The organism is Microbacterium terrae (assembly GCF_017831975.1).
Lineage (GTDB): Bacteria > Actinomycetota > Actinomycetes > Actinomycetales > Microbacteriaceae > Microbacterium > Microbacterium terrae.
On record NZ_JAFDSS010000001.1, the window covers coordinates 748,608 to 765,826 of the forward strand.

Annotated in this window: 11 protein-coding genes, 1 tRNA gene and 2 pseudogenes; 7 read left to right on the forward strand and 7 right to left on the reverse strand. The window is 63.0% G+C overall.

Annotated features, from left to right (window positions below; all coding sequences use genetic code 11):
* Positions 1–246 (forward strand): hypothetical protein, encoded by a 246-nt coding sequence (locus JOD63_RS03455; protein WP_045274101.1) that lies wholly within the window; start codon positions 1–3, stop codon positions 244–246.
* Positions 247–354: 108 nt separating this feature from the next.
* Here the strand turns inward: JOD63_RS03455 and JOD63_RS03460 are convergent, their stop codons facing one another.
* Positions 355–1,191 (reverse strand): endo alpha-1,4 polygalactosaminidase, encoded by an 837-nt coding sequence (locus tag JOD63_RS03460; protein WP_045274102.1) that lies wholly within the window; start codon positions 1,189–1,191, stop codon positions 355–357.
* 58 nt (positions 1,192–1,249) lie between these two features.
* Between JOD63_RS03460 and JOD63_RS03465 the strand changes: the two genes are divergently transcribed.
* Both JOD63_RS03465 and JOD63_RS03470 read left to right on the forward strand, forming a co-directional pair.
* A tRNA-Arg gene (locus JOD63_RS03465) sits at positions 1,250–1,321 on the forward strand.
* Positions 1,322–1,823: 502 nt separating this feature from the next.
* Positions 1,824–2,915: a hypothetical protein gene (locus JOD63_RS03470; RefSeq protein ID WP_045274103.1), complete on the forward strand. Its 1,092-nt coding sequence runs from the start codon at positions 1,824–1,826 to the stop codon at positions 2,913–2,915.
* Here the strand turns inward: JOD63_RS03470 and JOD63_RS03475 are convergent.
* The 6 genes from JOD63_RS03475 to JOD63_RS03500 form a co-directional block, all read right to left on the reverse strand.
* Entirely contained in the window at positions 2,901–3,320 is a 420-nt protein-coding gene (locus tag JOD63_RS03475) for a (deoxy)nucleoside triphosphate pyrophosphohydrolase (RefSeq protein ID WP_307803155.1), read from the reverse strand. The genes JOD63_RS03470 and JOD63_RS03475 overlap by 15 nt on opposite strands.
* 31 nt (positions 3,321–3,351) lie before the next feature.
* Positions 3,352–4,476: a PDDEXK family nuclease gene (locus tag JOD63_RS03480; RefSeq protein ID WP_157003902.1), complete on the reverse strand. Its 1,125-nt coding sequence runs from the start codon at positions 4,474–4,476 to the stop codon at positions 3,352–3,354.
* A 51-nt stretch (positions 4,477–4,527) separates the two neighbouring features.
* Positions 4,528–5,715 (reverse strand): McrC family protein, encoded by a 1,188-nt coding sequence (locus JOD63_RS03485; RefSeq protein ID WP_045274105.1) that lies wholly within the window; start codon positions 5,713–5,715, stop codon positions 4,528–4,530.
* A complete protein-coding gene (locus tag JOD63_RS03490; protein ID WP_157003903.1) occupies positions 5,712–7,937 on the reverse strand; it encodes an McrB family protein in 2,226 nt (741 codons plus the stop codon). Before JOD63_RS03490 ends, JOD63_RS03485 begins: the two co-directional genes overlap by 4 nt.
* Before the next feature lie 102 nt (positions 7,938–8,039).
* Entirely contained in the window at positions 8,040–9,170 is a 1,131-nt protein-coding gene (locus tag JOD63_RS03495; protein ID WP_045274106.1) for a tyrosine-type recombinase/integrase, read from the reverse strand.
* Positions 9,171–10,608: 1,438 nt separating this feature from the next.
* Positions 10,609–11,421, reverse strand: a complete 813-nt coding sequence (locus tag JOD63_RS03500) for a hypothetical protein (RefSeq protein WP_157003904.1) — start codon at positions 11,419–11,421, stop codon at positions 10,609–10,611.
* A gap of 182 nt (positions 11,422–11,603) precedes the next feature.
* Between JOD63_RS03500 and JOD63_RS18335 the strand changes: the two are divergent.
* The 4 genes and pseudogenes from JOD63_RS18335 to JOD63_RS18165 form a co-directional block, all read left to right on the forward strand.
* Positions 11,604–12,005: pseudogene (locus JOD63_RS18335) on the forward strand (recombinase family protein); the annotation flags it as partial.
* A 56-nt stretch (positions 12,006–12,061) separates the two neighbouring features.
* Positions 12,062–12,166: pseudogene (locus JOD63_RS18340) on the forward strand (helix-turn-helix domain-containing protein); the annotation flags it as partial.
* A gap of 387 nt (positions 12,167–12,553) precedes the next feature.
* On the forward strand, positions 12,554–14,914 hold the full coding sequence (gene hsdR / locus JOD63_RS03510) for an EcoAI/FtnUII family type I restriction enzme subunit R (RefSeq protein WP_211088038.1): 2,361 nt from the start codon (positions 12,554–12,556) through the stop codon (positions 14,912–14,914).
* Between the two features lie 9 nt (positions 14,915–14,923).
* Positions 14,924–17,188: an N-6 DNA methylase gene (locus JOD63_RS18165; RefSeq protein ID WP_084613335.1), complete on the forward strand. Its 2,265-nt coding sequence runs from the start codon at positions 14,924–14,926 to the stop codon at positions 17,186–17,188.
* The last annotated feature ends 31 nt before the right edge of the window (positions 17,189–17,219 follow it).

The window sequence follows — 17,219 nt, forward strand, 5'->3', positions numbered from 1 at the left end:
ATGAACGACACGCCCCGCCCGCGCCTCACTGAGATGACCGCCCTGACCGTGCTCACCTGGGTGGCGTTGGCGGCCGGCCTCGTCCTCGGGATCGCGGGGCTGACGGTGGGCACCGATCCGGAAGGCGACCCACTGATCGAGGCGGCGCTCGCGTGGTGGGGGAGTCTCATGCTCATCGTCGGCGCGATCGCCGGGGTCGGGCTGATCGTCCTCAGCGGCGTGCAGTCCCTGCTCGACCGGCGCTGACGCCACCGCGACCGCTGACGTGACCGCGACGGATGCTGCGCCGCACGGTCATCGCCGGTCGGCGCGGAATCCGGGCATCGCCGGCCTCCCGGCGGACTCCTCCGACCGTCAGTCGCACAGCGCGAACACGTGCCCGGGGTCGCCGGGCATCGTCAGGTCGCGATCGCGCAGCACCATCGAGCGCGGGGCATCTGCGGCGGCGCACGCGTCCGCGAAGCTGCCGTGCTCGTCGTCGGTGTACTCGATGTCGAGCACGTGCGGGCCGTAAACCTCGGCGTAGAGGGAGCATTCGTCGAAGCTCGCGCACTCCTCGGCCACGGCGAAGTCGAAGCGGGCGGCGGCGCGCAGCTGCGCGGAGAGCTCCGCGGCGTTCTTCTGCGCGGCGGCGAGCCCGGAATCGTGGGCGATAGCGACCAGCTCAGCCGCGAGCGCCGCGTTGTCTTCGAACGTCAGCCCTTCGCCGCGCGAGAAGCTGTCGAGGTTGTCGAACTCGACAGCATCGAACCCGTCGTCGGCGCATCCCCGGATCCACGGGCCGACGAGGGCGACGATACCGTCGCGCCGATCCACGGTCGACGTGTCGAGGATGACCTCATCCGGCCAGGCGGGATCGACGACCGGTGCGCCCGACGGGTCGCGCAGCAGAAGATCGTCGGGCCAGATGTCGAGCTCGTCCGGCTGCGTCTGGAAGCCATTGACGTAGCAGATCGAGTACAGACCGGGCGCGGGCTCATCGGTCCTGTCCCGCGCCACGATCTCGACCGCGTCCGCCGGCTCGTACCCGCCCCCGAGCTGGTAGTCGAACGGTGCACCTTCCGGCGGGAGCGACCACTGGGTCGGCGTCTCGGCAGTCGAGGGGGAGGGGACGACGGATGCCGCGCACCCGCCCACCGCTGCGATCAGGGCGAGCGCCACCGCGGCGACGAGCGGACGGATCTGCGACACCCTGCGACGCTACCCGACGCCGGTGACGTCGAGGTGAGCGGCTAGACTCGCAGGGCCAGCCTCTGTAGCTCAATGGAAGAGCAGTTCCGTCCTAAGGAAACGGTTGGGGGTTCGAGTCCCTCCAGGGGCACAGTCTCTTTTTGCCTCTGACCAGGTATTTCTTCTGAGGTCAGACCACACAAAAGGCGTTTTTGCCCGCTTTTTGCCCGCATTCTGAAAATTCGGTGAGCCGAAACCTGCCGTCCGCAACGGCCTGCGCACGACGTCTGAGAGCGCCAAAATCGAACGTTTCGGGCGAAATCTGCCTCGTCGAAAAACTGAGCAATCTGCTCTGCGGTCATGACGGTCGCGCGGAGGACATTGGTGGGGCGTCGCCAAACGGGCGACGAAGGGACAATGGGCGGAAGACGTCGTACCTGGCGTTGGGCTATGGGCGTCTCCCTCCGACGCGAGAGTGTAGCGATCGGTCGCGCCTCCGTTCTCCCCGCTCACTCCTTGCAGACTCCGCGCTGGCGCGCGTCGCTTAGCAGCCGTTCGACGACGAGCACTGCGCCGCGCCCGAACGCTGGGGCTGCTGCCAGACGGAGCGTAGTGAGCGCGTCAATGCGGCGCCGAACCGATACGCTCACGCCATGGACCCTGTCACCCCGGCGCTTCTCGCACTGGAGGCCGGCGTAGGTCAGAAGAGAGTACGTCAGGTTCTGCGGGATCTTTACGGACTGCTTCCGGACGATGCCACGCGCTGGGTTTTGGACGATGTCCAAGCCGAGGAAGTTCGCTCACGGCTTGGTGTACACCTGGGATCGGAACGCGACTGGTCGCTTGAGATCGGCGATACGGTCCGGCGACAGCTCTTGCACCGTCAGTACGGGGGTCAGGAGCAGGGCGGAATCTCAACCCCAACTCGAACACGCGACGTATTCATCTTCACGGAGCCGGCTCGAGGTTCGCGCTTTGGATACGACCTGCTCGAGGGGCTGCAGGCGGACGGCAGTTTCGCATATACAGGCGCCGGACCGTCCGGAGATCAAGTGTTCTTGCGGGGCAACAAGGCTCTCCTCAACTCGGCCGATGAAGGCCGAGTCATTCGAGTCTTCAACGCTTCCTCACCGTACGCGACTTACGTTGGCTCGTTCACCACGGGGGATCCGGTTTGCTCGATTCATGTGCTCCCTGGCGAGGATGGCAACCCACGCCGTGCCATCATCTTCAATCTCGTTCCTCTGGACGCCAACCCTGTGTTGTTGTCACCCAACCCCGGGCAGCTGCGCATGCTCAAGCCCCAGTTTTCACAGTGGCAGCCGCCTGACGCATCCGACATCACTGCGGCGGTTGACGCGACCGAGCTCCCAGCCGGCGACCGCGTCGTATCGCGAGTCGAGTTTCAGCTGCAGGCCGACTTCGGCAAGTGGCTCACGGATCGAGGCACACCACCTAGCCGGCTCAGGCTTCCCATCTCGGGATCGATCATCGAGCCCGACATGTACGTCGAGGCCGAGGGGTGGGTTGTTGAGGCGAAGAAGTCCACGGGCCGGGAATACGTCCGAATGGCGATCGGGCAGGTCCTCGACTACACACACAACGCGCGCGGACTCGACGCCCATGTGACGCCGATGATCCTTCTGCCAAGCCACACCGAACCTGACCTGCACCAGCTATCGGCCGATCTGGGTATCACGGTGGCATTACGTGATGGCGATTCGTTCGAGCTAGTCCGCCCCTAGTTCATGAGGCACCCCAAACGTGGCGATCAGCTCAACGGCCGGCAGATCTGCGGGAGCCCAGGGTAATTCCCCGAGCTGGCTAGGCGGAAGCCAGCGGACGCTTGAGTGCTCCGTGAGCGTCGGCGTGCCCGAGATAATCTCGCACCAGAACGTAGTGAGCGTCACGTCTCCGAACTCGTAGGCGTGTGTCGACGTGGTCAACTCGTCGCCCACCGCGACTACGCACTCGAGCTCCTCGCCAATCTCGCGCTCGAGCGCAGCACGAGGAGATTCACCAGGCTCGATCTTGCCACCGGGAAATTCCCAGAATCCCGCCAAGGCCCCACGCGGACCTCGCTGAGCGCAGAGTACGTTGCCGTTCCGCAACATGACGGCACCCACCACATCGATCTGCTTACGCATCATCGTGCACGATCGTGGACGATGTCTGGCGTGGTCATTGCGCGTTCAGTTCCTGGACGAGGCTCCCGAGCACTTCGGCGAGTTCCTGATGAACGCGAGGAAGTGTGGAGGGGTCGAAAATGAACGCCTCCAACTTCGCCGGCACCGCACGCGCGCCAACTAGCGTGCCCAATCGAGCGACGTACCGCGAGATGATCGCCTCCACAGACGGAGTCTTGGCGAGCGAGGTCGGGTCAACACCGAAGGTCGCGAATCTCGCGCCCTGCCAATGACTGCTTTCAGGGAGCACCCAACCGATCGAGAGCGGTTGCCGTCGATCGGGCACGACGATGCGCAACGATGCTCCTTGGGAGCGCCACTTCACTTCGATGCCGAGCGAGATACAACTTGCCAAGAGGTCGCGCATGGCATCGCGATAGCGCTCATCTGCGATGGCAGACAGAAAGGCTGCCTCATCCGCTTGGCCAGACGGTGTTCCCGCCGAACTGGATGTGCGCTTCGGCGGCGCCGATACGACCTGCGCCGCGTGAGCTACTAGTTCCGCGCCTTTCATCTGAACGATCTCGACGAGATAGAAGCGACCGAATCGCATGGTCGAGTTCAAGTAGTCGAGGCTCGTCTGCATCGCGGGGGTGAACCGCTGGGCGGCCACAACGTAGTGAATGTCGCCGGTCATGAGTACTTCGCCGAGGCGACCGTAGAGCGATTCGGTCTGCTCTTCATCGAGAGTCCATCCGCTTGATGCGATGGCGTCCGCGAGACTCACATCACCTCGTCGCGAAGCTTCGGCGCGACCGCTCGATAAGTAGCGCTGCACGACGCCCCGATCGAACTCCTCGACGCTTAGTCGCCAAAGATCTGATCCGTAATCAATCAATTGCGCGAGGGCGTGGCGGAAGTCTGGGTTCTGTGGGCCGGTCTTGAACTCGATCAACACGACGTCCCCCGTGCTCGCGATGCACAGCAGATCGATGTAGCCAGACGCCAGCGACGTCTCTCGCCCAACCACCAACAGATCATCGTCGAATCCGAGGTCATCCGCGGGGAGCAGCTGTGGCTGCGCCTTCATGATCTCCTGCAGATGATGCTCGTTGGGCGCCGGCACCTCGACCAGGTCGAAGGTCGAGCCGTCACGTTCGACCAGCACTCTTCGGGGCATGGGACCCTGCTCTCATCGTCTTGTCCAGCCATCTGGAGTGAGGTTGTCGGATCAGAATGCGGCCGCCACCGACAGTCGAGCCTTCGGCGCGAGCGCCTCTGCGACCTGCATCACAGCGCGCTGCCGCTCAACTGGCGGGAGCGAGATGTCGACAGACAACAGACGCACCCGCACCTCCCCCACGATCACCTCATCGTAGGGTGGCGGTTCCGGATAGATCAGCGACACCTCTGGGAGCCGGTATCGCGTCGCGTACGCGACCGCTTGATAGACGTCACCGGTGCTCAGGGTTCCGGTGCGCTTGTTCTTGAGATCGGCGACAGCGACCACATCGCTCCCGTCGAAGACGACAACGTCGGGGCGAATGTCAATGCGTTTCTCGTAATCGAGATGGGCACGGTGCTGCAGGTCGACAGCCAAGCCCATTGGCGACAGCGCTTGGTCGATGCCGCGGCCCACGACGTCCTCGAACACCCGATCCATATTCACGAGCAAGGTTGATCCGCGCGACGATCCTTCGCCTTCGAAGTCGAAGGCCGTGCTCTGCAGGATGAGTTGGGCCAATGCGACGGCGGAGCGATAGCGCGCATTCAGTCTCGTCCAACGCACCTCCGCAGGTGAGACGGACGGACGCGTCGGGGTGATGTCGACGAGTTGGAACTCAAGACGACGCAACCTGCGGGTCAGGGCAGGCGTGAGCATCCCAAGTCTAAGAAGCACCCTCCCCGCACCCGCGAGCAGCTGATTCTCAAGCACGTCTGTCGTGTAGTCGTCGTAAGTCACCGCCACCGGCAGCGGTAACTCGCGTGGTCTTCCGGAGAGGCGGCCGAAGTCGATCCGGCCGCGCACCGAGTAGAGGTCGTCGGTGACCGTGACGTAGCCCTGCAACATCCCGCCTCCTAACGCGCGCTCGGCGTTGTCAAGAAAGGATGCCGCAATCACCGAGATGAGGTCGTCAGATACTTCCCAGTCCGCTGCCTCCGACCGCCACTCGACAAGATGCATCGTGTGGGTGAGGAGTTCGAAGAGCCGATGCACCGGGATCTTCGGCGCCACGCGGATGACGTGCCCGCCGATGGCGGCAACGCCTACGTAGCGAGTAGCCGAAACGCACCATCGTCCCACGACTTCGCGATCGGGCGCGATCTCGAATTGCTTGGCATTGGCGAGCGCTCTGACGGCATCGGCCCCGAGTTCGAGGTTGCCCCTCGCCCCCCACTCCTTCAGCTCGATCGTCATGTGCCCGAGCGTTGAATCGCCGCCCGGATGCCCTCGAGCGAAAACCGCGTCAATTCATCGCGGTTGCCGTAGAAGCGCTCCTCAAGCAGAGGCATGATGCCGTGTGTCCAGATGCGTTCGAGGCGACCCGGCTTCAGGATGTGCTCGGTCATCAAGTACGACGGACCGATCGCCGCATCCGGATCGCCGAGGCGCGAGTTCAGCTCGGCCAGCAAGCGCGCTGGCTCGTCTGACATGCCCCGAGCGGAGAGCCAACGACTGAGCATCTCGCTCACGGGCGCCACTGCGGGTGACATTTCTACGAAGTAGAACCGGCGGCGCATGGCGGCGTCGACGAGCGCGATAGAGCGGTCTGCCGTGTTCATCGTTCCGATGATGTAGAGGTTCTCAGGGAGCGTGAACTCCATGTCGGAGTACTGCAGACTTATCGGCTGCTCGCGATACTCGAGCAAGAAATACAGCTCGCCGAAGACCTTCGCGAGGTTGGCGCGGTTGATCTCATCAATGATCAGGACATGAGGGATGCTGGGGGTCGCGGCCGCAGCATCCGCTATCCGCCGTAACGGGCCTGACTTGATAGCGAAGTCCACCTTGCCGGCACCGCCAAGCACAGGACGGTATCCCTCGAAGAAGTCCTCGTAGGTAAAGGACGGGTGGAACTGCACGATCTCGAAGCTGCCCACGCCGCCGGCAAGATGCTCAGCCAAGGCTTGGGCGAGGTACGTCTTTCCGGTGCCAGGGGGACCGTAGAGAACGATCTGGCGCTTCTCTTCGAGTAGCTCGATGACCTCGTCGAGCCACGGCCTATCGAGGAGGAGATCCTGCGCGAGTTGGGCGGTGGCAAGAGGAAGCTCCACGTGGCCGGGATCTACGGCTGGCGGCTGTCGCTTCTCTCCGCTCACCCAGCGTTCGAGTTCATCGATCTCGGGTGTGATGAGCGTCAGCGTGAGCAGCGTCTTCATCTTGGACTGAAGGCTTTTCGCGATGTCGCGTCGTTGAATCGGGGCCCCAGCGTTCAGCCACTCAACCGACCGAACTGTTTCTTTTCGTGTTCGAGCCAAGACGTCTCGCGGACCGGAGTCGACGACGCCGAGGTAGACGTTTTGCCCGTTGACGGTAACGACGTAGTCGCCGATCTCCATCTTGTTCACGAATCGCCAGACCTGGCCGAGCTCGTGGTTGAACCCGCCGGCCGTCGTGTCGGTGCCTGCTTCGTCTGCCAGTGCCCTGAGCTCATCGCGGCTGGCACCCGGCACGAGCTCAAACGGAAATGTGTCGGCGAAGCCGATCCCACACGTGCCGTCGGCCAGCCAGTCGGGAACGCGCTCGCCGCCTGACCCACGGATCAGCCATGCGCCGCGAACCTGCGGCTCGTACGGCCCGATCGGCTCAGCGAGGGCTGGCTCGGGAGTCGTCGGTTCAACCATTGGCTCGGGCTCGGGGTCCCACAAGCCACGCACCCCGGACTGATAGAACGAGAAACCGTCACCGTAGGACTTCGCGAGGCGTTCGCGGACACGCTCGATGGTCGCGTCGTCGTTCTCACTTTCCTCGGAGGGCTCTGCAAGTGAGGCCATCTTCCGCTTGTGATACTGGCTGACCGTGTCTTCGAACGAGTCCGGGTGCACGAGGTGCAGAAGGGCGTGCCGCTGCGTCTGATCCGCGACGCCTTCGAGCGAGAACACCATCGCGCGGAACGCGTTGGGGTCGGTCAGCCAGTTATCGCGGTCGTGTGCGGTTGCCGCTGTCCACCTCTCCGCGAAGTGCACGAGCAACCACAACTGGTTGGGGCGGCGCGTGAAGAACGATGTGCCTGTCGCGGCGAGCCCGGTGTGGAGTGCATCGTCGAAGACGCCCGACGGCCCGGTGGCGCCCCCGATGTTCGCGACCTCGTCGAGCAGTTGACGCTTCGAGGGATACCCCTGCTTGGATGCGACGACAAGGTGGAGCCAGGTGAGCTCCTCCATGAGCTGGCCCGCAGAGCGCGAGATGTTCGCCAGCTGATCTCTCAACTTGTCGAGGAATCCGCGCTTGGTCTCGTCCGGCTTGTCGACGAATTCGCGTACGAGTTCAGATGCGGATGCATGAGTCCACACGTTGTCTACGTCGGGGTCGTCCAGAGGAAGGAAGCTCGACTTCAACTGCCGCAACGACCGTTCCCGGAACTGGTCGAGCGCGCCGTAGAGTCTTGCGACCTCGGGCACATCCAGTTGAGTTTTCAACAGCTTCCTCCCATAGGGCACGTCCTCGACGTACAGGTGGTTTCAACCTAGCGGGGGTTGCGCCGCGTACCAGGAACCGCACCTTGGGGCTTCGCTCTGCGATCACTGCGGTCGCGCGTAGCGGGTCTGCGGTCCTGACGGCAGCGCCACGAGCGGCATCTGGTCGTTCAATCGCGTCGCGACGGCATCGAGATCGTCGTCGAAGAGGTCGGCGTAGGTGTCCAGCGTCATAGCGGCCGACGCATGACCGAGCATCCGTTGCACGGCCTTCACGTTGGCGCCCGAGCTGATTGCGAGTGACGCGGCGGTGTGACGAAGGTCGTGCGGAGTGAGCCGTGGGATCGACGGATCGAACGCCTGCGCACGCCGGACCGCGTTCGCGAACCATCCCTTGTTGCCCGAGTTGCGCATGTGGTTGACCCCGTCGCCGAACAGCAGCCCCTCGGGGCCCTTGCCGGCGCAGGCCTGCTCGATCATCGGCGCGAGACGCTCGGGGTAAGGTACCGAGCGCTTCTCGTGCGTCTTGGGCGTGCCGACGTGGATCTCGTACGCGATCATCACCGCGTTCTCTTCGATGACGAAGCGCCGGCGCAGCCGGTTGACGCTGCGCACCCGCAGCCCCGTCGCCTCGCCCCAGCGAAGGCCGGTGTACGCCAGCGTCAGGACGAGGGTCGGATACGCCGAGCACGCCGCCAGCGTCGCGACTTGGTCATGCGAGAGGTAGACGCGACGCTTGCCGGGCCCGCGCCGAGGAAGGTTGCGCACATGGCGGGCCGGATTGCTCGCAAGGCGCCGATCGTCGATCGCGACGTCGAGGATTCCAGCGAGGACTCCCAGGGCGCGAATAACGACCGTGCGCGACTTCTGCGTCGCAAGGTCAGACACCCAATCCTGAACTTCCGAGCGACGGATCGACGAGATCTCCCTGTCGGCCCACACCGGCGCGACATGGTTCTTCCATGCCCGCTCGAGCGTCATGTAGTACGAGGGCTTCGACATCGGCGGCTGCTTGGATCGCAACCAGCTGTCCGCGAACATTCGGACCGGAACCCGCGACGACGACGGATCGATGTACTCGCCCTTCGACTTCGACACCGTGACCATAGAGAGGTACAGCTTCGCTTCGCGCATCGTCGTGAAGCCGCGCTTCTCCGCCTCGGTGCGATCAGGCTTGCGATAGCGTACGCGGTAGCGGCGGCCCTTCGCCGATTCGTATGGGGTAATGCTGCCCATGTCGACCTCCGCTCGTGCTGGCTCGACGGTCCGTATCCGGTCAGTGTCGAACACTGATCGGATGGCGTCAACGCGGCCGATGACGGATGTGGATAGATGGCGGAAGACGTCGTCAACTGGGGTTGGGTTGGAGGGGCGCCTCCCTCCGACGCCGAGAGTGTAGCGATCGGTCGCGCCTCCGTTCTCGCCGCTCACTTCTTGCAGACTCCGCGCTGGCGCGCTCCGCTTAGCAGCCGTTTGACGACCAGCACTGTGCCGCGCCCGAGACGCTGGGGTGGCTGATTGTGGGGAAGGAAGACTATTCGTCGGGTGCGTAGTTGAGGGGGTGTGGTCTGCAGCCCGGAGCCTAGCTCTTCACGCCTGGCGGCCGCTTTGGGCGCGTCTCTCGCGACCTGCGTTTAGGGGGTCGCTCGTCGCTCGACCGCTCTCCTAACCACGGGCAACGCCGGCCGTTCTGAGGGCAGCCACGCGACATCGCCAAGGCGTCCACCTAGCAACCACGGGAGCTGGTCGTGGTCTGCGCCGGGGGTAGGTTCACCGGCGACCACTGTGGCAGGAAGAGCTGTAGGACATGTTTGTCGCTGATCCGCCGCGGCGAACCCGGGTCTCTGACCTCGTCCAGAACGTTGATGGTCGAGTTCAGCTCGTCTTGAAGCTCGCGCACCAGGGCTTCTGCTCGTGCTCGACCTCGTGGACAACCCCGAGGAGCAAGTGCACCGCTTCGGCGAAGTCCGGTTCGGGCGCGGCCTCTGGCCTTCCAACCCGCCTCGGGTCGAGCCCGGCTCGCTTGAGGAAGCAGACGCGATCGCAGCGCATTGGTCAACGCTCACGCAGAGCCAGACGACGAGGCCCGCGCCACGAAGATCACAGCCGTCCGCGCCAAGTACGGCAGGCCGCCGCCTGGCAACAAGGTCACAGCAAACTACGGGGAGGTTCAAGCGTCGCGTGCTCATCTATCTCCTGCGCCAGGGGTTCTGTGTCGCCGACCCCAACGACCGCGACTCGATGTTCACTGACCTCACTGGCTCCCCTGCGACGGCTGCCAGCACCGTCGGACTTGAGCCCTGGTTCATCCACATTCGCATATCTCGGCCCGAGGACATCGCTGCCACCCTCCGCAACGTATCCGAGAAGGCTCAGATCGAGGCCAGCGAGTGGCCGGTTTCGATCATGGCTCGCCCCGGTTACGACGTTGAAGGCTCCTACGCCGTAATGCCTCTCCGAGTCCTCGCGGCCATCGTCGCCGGGTCGGCCCTAGAAAAGCCCGTCACTCAGCAGCCGGCATCGCTGAGTGACAGAACTGCGGGAGGGCACAGCCCGCCGCTTTGTAGGCGCAGGGTGGTGCCTGCGCCTCAGATGGAGCTCCGTCAGTGCTGCATCACCCCGGCCTCTAACTCCTTTGGGAGAGGGCGCGGCCCACCAAGCCCCAGTCGGCGCACTACCGCTGGTCTCCAGTCGTGGGCGGTGCTTCGGTGCGTGCCGTGGACTCTACCTCGGCGTAACCGTGCTCAAGCATGTCAGCGAGATACTCGACTTGCTGCGGCTCGATCCCGTCGGACTCGCTAGATTTCGGTCCGCTCCCGGCGTCCATCGCGTCGCCATCTCGCACGATGACGCTGAGCGGCCCACTCGGACTCTCAGTCCACTTTGCCATCAGGCTGCGGATCTCACGGAGTGCCTGCGCGCCAGCGTGTACGCCGTAGGAATCGAACCATCTCCGCGACTTGTAGATAGACCAGTCGAGAACGACCTCCGAGCTGAAGGCCTTGTCTTCAAGTCCCTTGAACCTGACCCTTCCCTTGTGGACGTCGGGCTTCCCTGATCTCAGTCGGGCGGCGGTGACGTCCCAGGAGACTCGCCACTCCTGACCAGGAGCCAGCAGCGGAATCACCGCGGGAACGCGGACTTCGTCTCCGTTGGACGTCGTCATCGTTGGATCGACCGAGAACTTGACCTCCATGGCCGCGGTCTGACCGTAGTTCTTGATCACAAAATCGATGGCAAGGTTGTTCACCGCGCTCGGCTCCATGTATGCCACGACATAGGGCTGGGATCGCGCCGTCTCAAGCTCGCGCGTCTGCTCACGAGCTTTCTTCGCCTCTCCCACTTGCCGAATCGCGTACCCAAGTGCGACCACGGCCACGATGAGAGTGAGGGCGGCTGCGCCAGCGGTGATCCAGTCCGTCGCGAGTGGGTCCTCCAGTGCCTGGACGATGTCTTCTAGCAGGTCGTTTGTGTCCCCGAGGCGCATGGTCCACATTCTGGCAGTGAGACTCCTGGCCAGCGTCCATTTGCTTGCTTTTGAGACAGTCCCCCATGCCCGTCCAACGCCGATTCGAGTAGTATCGACCGTCCTCAAAGCACGCTCCACAAAGTATCTCTCACCTGGGGTTTACTCTCTTGCGCCTGGGGCCTCCGTGTCTAAAATTGGACATGCGAGGACAACACATCGGCTACGTGCAGGTAAGCACGAGTAAGCAGACCACCGACCAGCAGCGCGACGCGCTCGAAGTCGCGGGAGTAACCCCGATCTTCGAGGACGTGATGCCAGGAGCCCGCCCCGACCGCCCGGGACTCAAGGCAATCCTGGAGTACGCCCGAGAGGGTGATGTAATCACTGTCGTAGCGCTCGACCATCTGGGTCGCTCCATGACTCACGTCATTCTCATCATTGAGGAGTTGCAGCAGCGCGGAGTCCTCCTCCGCTCACTCCGCGAGGGTGTCGACTTCTCCCAGCCGCTCGGCAAGATGCTCGCAGGCATCTTCGCCTCACTCGCAGAATACGAACGAGCCCAAATTCGGGAGCGCGCCGACGCAGCCCGTGAGGCTGCCAGGGCACGAGGCAAGCAGACCGGCCGGCCCCGCGTCCTCGATGACTCCAGGTCTGGAGCCTCCGCGAGTCCGGGTTCACCCCCTCCGACATCGCAGCCACCCTCAAGGTCAGCCGCGCAACCGTCTACCGTGCGTTCGAGGCCGCTCAACTCCTCACCAACTGATCCGAGCGCTCAAGCGTGGAAGCGAAGCGACCACAAGGTAGCGCCGACACCTCGGCCTGCTGCCTCCACGCGTGCCCCACTCCGCAGAAGACAGCTCCGGACCCCGCTTGCCTTGTTGATGGGGGGGGGGGGGGGGATCCGCCGAGCCGAGCTCGCTAGCCCCAGAGCGTCACAGCGGTCAGCCTGCCGCAGCCGAGTGAGGCCATCGCCGATCGACACTGAGTCATCGCTGCGGACACAGCTCCCTCTCCGCCCGGGGCGTCGGACGTTCACCTGCTGCCTGATTCGGTGCGGTCCAGGCTCCCGTGAGGCCCTGGGGCGGGGAAGCCCACAGCAACTACACGGATCGACCCGCCCGATACGCTTGCGCCAAGGAGGGCGCGAGCCATGGGTGAGATCGACAAGAAGGCGCTGAAGGAGACCGAGATCCGTACTCGGTACATCACGCCAGCCATCGTGCGCGCTGGCTGGGATCCGAACAAGAATCAGGTCCGCGAGGAATACACGATCGCCCCGGGCCGGATTATGGTGCGAGGCAAACTGCACACTCGCCAGGCACCCAAGTCGGCCGATTACGTGCTGTTCCTCAAGCCGGGTCTCCCGCTGGCGGTAGTCGAGGCGAAGGATAACAACCACAGCATTGGCGCTGGCATGCAACAGGCACAGGGATACGCCGACTGCCTCGACGTTCCGTTCATCTTCAGTTCGAACGGGGACGGCTTCGTTTTCCACGATCGAACGGTAACGGCGGGCGAGATCGAGCGAGAATTGACCCTCGATGAATTCCCCTCACCCGAGGAGTTGCACCGGAGATGGCTCGATTGGAAGGACGTGGCACCCGATGCTGCCGCGACGAAAGTCATCGAACAGGACTACTATTTTCACGGCAAGGAGCTGCGCTATTACCAGCTTCAAGCCGTGAACCGCACTGTCGAGGCAGTCGCGCGCGGGCAGCGCCGCGCCTTGCTCGTCATGGCCACCGGTACGGGTAAGACCTTTACCGCTTTCCAGATCATCTGGCGGCTGTGGAAGTCTCACCGCGCCAAGCGAGTTCTCTTCTTAGCCGACCGCAACATCCTCGTCGATCAGACGCGGGTCAACGACTTCAAGCCGTTCGGCACGGCGATGACGAAGATCACGAACCGCACCGCCGATCCCTCCTTCGAGATCTTCCTCGCGATCTACCAGGCGATCACTGGCACCGAAGATGCGCAGAATATCTATCGGAAGTTCTCGCCAGATTTCTTCGACCTAATCGTGGTCGACGAGTGTCACCGCGGCAGCGCCCGGGAGAACGCGCAATGGCGAGAGGTGCTCGACTACTTTTCGGGCGCCGTTCAAGTGGGCCTCACCGCGACTCCGAAGGAAACGACTGATACCTCGAACATCACATACTTCGGGGAGCCAGTGTTCACATACTCCCTGAAGCAGGGCATTGACGACGGCTATCTCGCTCCCTACAAGGTCGTCCGCATCGACCTTGATAAGGACCTCCAGGGTTGGCGACCGGAGGATGGCCAGACCGACAAACATGGCGAGGTCATCGAGGATCGCGTCTACAACCAGAGGGATTTCGACCGCAACTTGGTCCTGGAGCAACGTACACGACTCGTTGCGAAGAAGGTCACGCAGTACCTCAACGAATCCGGCGACCGGTTCGCGAAGACAATCGTCTTCTGTCAGGACGTCGACCACGCCGAGCGGATGCGGTCCGCACTTGCGAACGAGAACAGCGACCTCGTCGCCAAGAACCGCAAGTACGTCATGAGGATCACCGGCGACGACGCCGAGGGTAAGGCCGAACTAGACAACTTCATCGACCCTGAATCGCTCTACCCCGTGATCGCAACGACGAGCGAACTCATGTCTACCGGCGTCGACGCCCAGACCTGCAAACTCATCGTGCTCGACCAGTCGATCGCGTCGATGACCAAATTCAAGCAGATCATCGGCCGTGGCACCCGCATCAACGAGGAGCACGGGAAGTTCTACTTCACGATCATGGACTTCCGCAAGGCGACGGAGCTCTTCGCCGACCCGGACTTCGACGGCGACCCTGTAGTCGTCTATACGCCAGGGCCGGGAGAGCCACTGGTGCCGCCGGAGGAGGTTGACCCAGCCGACCCTCGGGGCTCGCAAGATCTGCCGGCCACCGATCCACCGATCGACACACCAGGCCGGCGCATCAAGTACGTCGTCGGCGACGTGCCTGTCACGCTCATGGCGGAGCGCGTTCAGTACATGGGACCGGACGGCAAGCTCATCACCGAGAGTCTCACCGACTACACCCGCAAGCGCATCAAGGATTCCTACCCCACATTGGGCGCGTTCCTAAACCGCTGGAGCCAGGCCAATAGCAAGCAAGCGATCGTCGCCGAGCTTCAGGAGCAGGGCGTGTTCTTCGAAGCTCTCGCCGAAGAGGTCGGCAGGGATTTCAGCCCGTTCGACCTGGTGTGCCACGTCGCATTCGACCAGCCCGTGCTGACTCGCCGCCAACGCGCGGACAACGTCCTGGCAACGGGCTACTGGGCAAAGTACTCCTCCAAGGCGCAGGCGACGCTGAAGGCCCTGCTAGACAAGTACGCTGACGAAGGCTTCGAGCCCGACCACGACGCGAGTGTCCTGAAGATTCGCCCGTTCATCGACATCGGCACTCCGATGGAGATCGTGGTCGAGTTCGGGGGCAGGGCAGGATTCAATTCGGCCGTCGAGGAACTGGAGCACCAGCTTTACTCGACGGCCTCCTAGGGAGATCGCGTGAGCAGTATCAGTGCCGTTGTGAAGTCAATCCAAGACGTTATGCGGCAGGACGCTGGCATCGACGGTGACGCGCAACGCATCGGTCAACTCGCCTGGATGTTCTTCCTCAAGATCTTCGACGACCGCGAGGCCGAAGCCGAGCTGCTGGACTCCGACTACCGTTCACCGATCCCGAGCGACCTACGCTGGCGCACATGGGCCGCTCCGAAGGAGGGGATCACCGGCGACGCGCTAGTCGGCTTTGTCAACAACAACCTGTTCCCAACCCTCAAGCAGTTTGCGGAGACCTCGACGACGGGTCGCTCAAATGTGATCGGCAATGTCTTCCAAGACGCCTTCAACTACATGAAGAACGGCACCCTGATCCGCCAAGTCGTGAACAAGATCAACGAGATCGATTTCAACCGCTCCGAGGACCGGCACCTGTTCGGCGACATCTACGAGCAGATCCTCAAGGGTCTCCAAAGCGCCGGAAACAGCGGTGAATATTACACTCCTCGCGCCGTGACCCAATTCATGATCGACATCGTCTCGCCAAATCTCGGTGAGAGCGTCCTCGACCCGGCCTGCGGCACAGGCGGCTTCCTCACCGGGGCGATCGAACACGTGCGCGCGAACCACGTGAGGACACCCGACGACGAACAGATCCTCCAGTCGTCGATCCGCGGCGTCGAGAAGAAGCAACTTCCCCACCTGCTGTGCACGACAAACATGCTGCTCCACGGCATTGACGTGCCCACCAACATTGACCACGACAACACACTCGCGCGCCCACTGCGGGACTACACCAGCAAGGATCGCGTCGATGTCATACTCACCAACCCGCCATTCGGCGGGATAGAGGAGCCGGGCGTCGAGAACAACTTCCCGCAGGCCTACCGAACGCGCGAGACCGCCGACCTCTTTCTCATCCTGATCCAACACCGTCTAAAGACAGGAGGACGTGCTGCGGTCGTGCTTCCAGATGGCACGCTGTTCGGCGATGGTGTGAAAGCTCGCATCAAGGAAAAGCTCCTCACTGACTGCAACCTACACACGATCGTCCGTCTCCCCAAGGGTGTCTTCAATCCTTACACCGGGATCGCCACCAACCTGCTCTTCTTCACCAAGGGTGAACCCACGAAGGAGATCTGGTACTACGAGCATCAGTACCCCGCCGGGTACAAGAATTACTCGAAGACCAAGCCCATCCGGCTCGAGGAGTTTGAGGCGGAGAAGGCCTGGTGGCATGACCGTGTGGAGTCGCAGGTCGCATGGAAGGTCTCGATCGAGCAGATTCGAGAGAACAACTGGAATCTTGACGTAGACAACCCGAACGATGTCGATCCTTCGCATCGCGACCCCGCCGAACTCCTCGATGATCTTCAAATCGCCGAGAGGGGCTTTGCGGAGCTTCGGGACTCACTTCGCGAGGAACTGGCTGGCGCAGCATCCAACGCCAGCCTGCCGCCGGGGACCTTTAGGTCCGCTTTCGCCCCGATGATGGAGTCCGACGCGGGTTTGGACAAGCTTCAGGCATTGATCCTGGATCTCGCAATGCGAGGCTCACTAACCGAACGCGCCCATTCCGATGAGCCTGCGCGCGAACTACTCGCGCGCGTGAAATCCGAAAGGGAGCGATTCCTCGACGCGGCCGGTGGAAGGCGCCGTACGAAGACCTATTCCGCTCTTCAGGACGCAGACGTTCCCTATAAGGCGCCCCACGGATGGGAATGGAGTCGAGCGGTCGATTTGATCCACACCGTCAATGGGCGCGCCTTCAAGCCCACCGAGTGGTCGTCGGACGGACTCCCGATTATCCGGATTCAGAACCTCAACAACACAAAAGCCCCGTTTAATCACTTCAAAGGGGAGGTTGCTCCCGGCCACCGAGTGGAGCCCGGAGATCTGCTCATCAGTTGGTCTGGCACCCCCGGTACGTCGTTCGGGGCATTCGTGTGGGATGGACCCCCAGGGGTCCTGAATCAGCACATCTTCAAGTGCACCCTCTTTGAGGACTACCGCGACTTCATCTGCCTCGCAATTAATAGCCGCCTGGATGTGCTGATTGGTGACGCACACGGGGGAGTCGGTCTTCAGCACTTCACAAAGGACAAGCTTGAACGGCTACCTCTGCCGGTGCCCCCGCTCGAAGAACAGCGGCGGATCGTCGATCGAGTCCGGCACCTCCTCGGCATGTGCGCCGAATTGAGGGAAGGTCGCGCGAAGCTTCGCAAGCTGACCGGGGATCTGGCGGCGTCCGTTGTCGCACACGCCGGGTAACGCTCGCAGGCCACGCAGTGCACCACAGGTG

What these genes read in the sequence shown, in the direction of transcription:
- JOD63_RS03455 (WP_045274101.1), top strand. Translation starts at nt 1, where the DNA reads ATGAACGACACGCCCCGCCCGCGCCTCACTGAGATGACCGCCCTGACC.
- JOD63_RS03470 (WP_045274103.1), top strand. Translation starts at nt 1,824, where the DNA reads ATGGACCCTGTCACCCCGGCGCTTCTCGCACTGGAGGCCGGCGTAGGT.
- JOD63_RS03475 (WP_307803155.1), bottom strand. Translation starts at nt 3,320, where the DNA reads ATGATGCGTAAGCAGATCGATGTGGTGGGTGCCGTCATGTTGCGGAAC.
- JOD63_RS03480 (WP_157003902.1), bottom strand. Translation starts at nt 4,476, where the DNA reads ATGCCCCGAAGAGTGCTGGTCGAACGTGACGGCTCGACCTTCGACCTG.
- JOD63_RS03485 (WP_045274105.1), bottom strand. Translation starts at nt 5,715, where the DNA reads ATGACGATCGAGCTGAAGGAGTGGGGGGCGAGGGGCAACCTCGAACTC.
- JOD63_RS03495 (WP_045274106.1), bottom strand. Translation starts at nt 9,170, where the DNA reads ATGGGCAGCATTACCCCATACGAATCGGCGAAGGGCCGCCGCTACCGC.
- JOD63_RS03500 (WP_157003904.1), bottom strand. Translation starts at nt 11,421, where the DNA reads ATGCGCCTCGGGGACACAAACGACCTGCTAGAAGACATCGTCCAGGCA.
- hsdR (WP_211088038.1), top strand. Translation starts at nt 12,554, where the DNA reads ATGGGTGAGATCGACAAGAAGGCGCTGAAGGAGACCGAGATCCGTACT.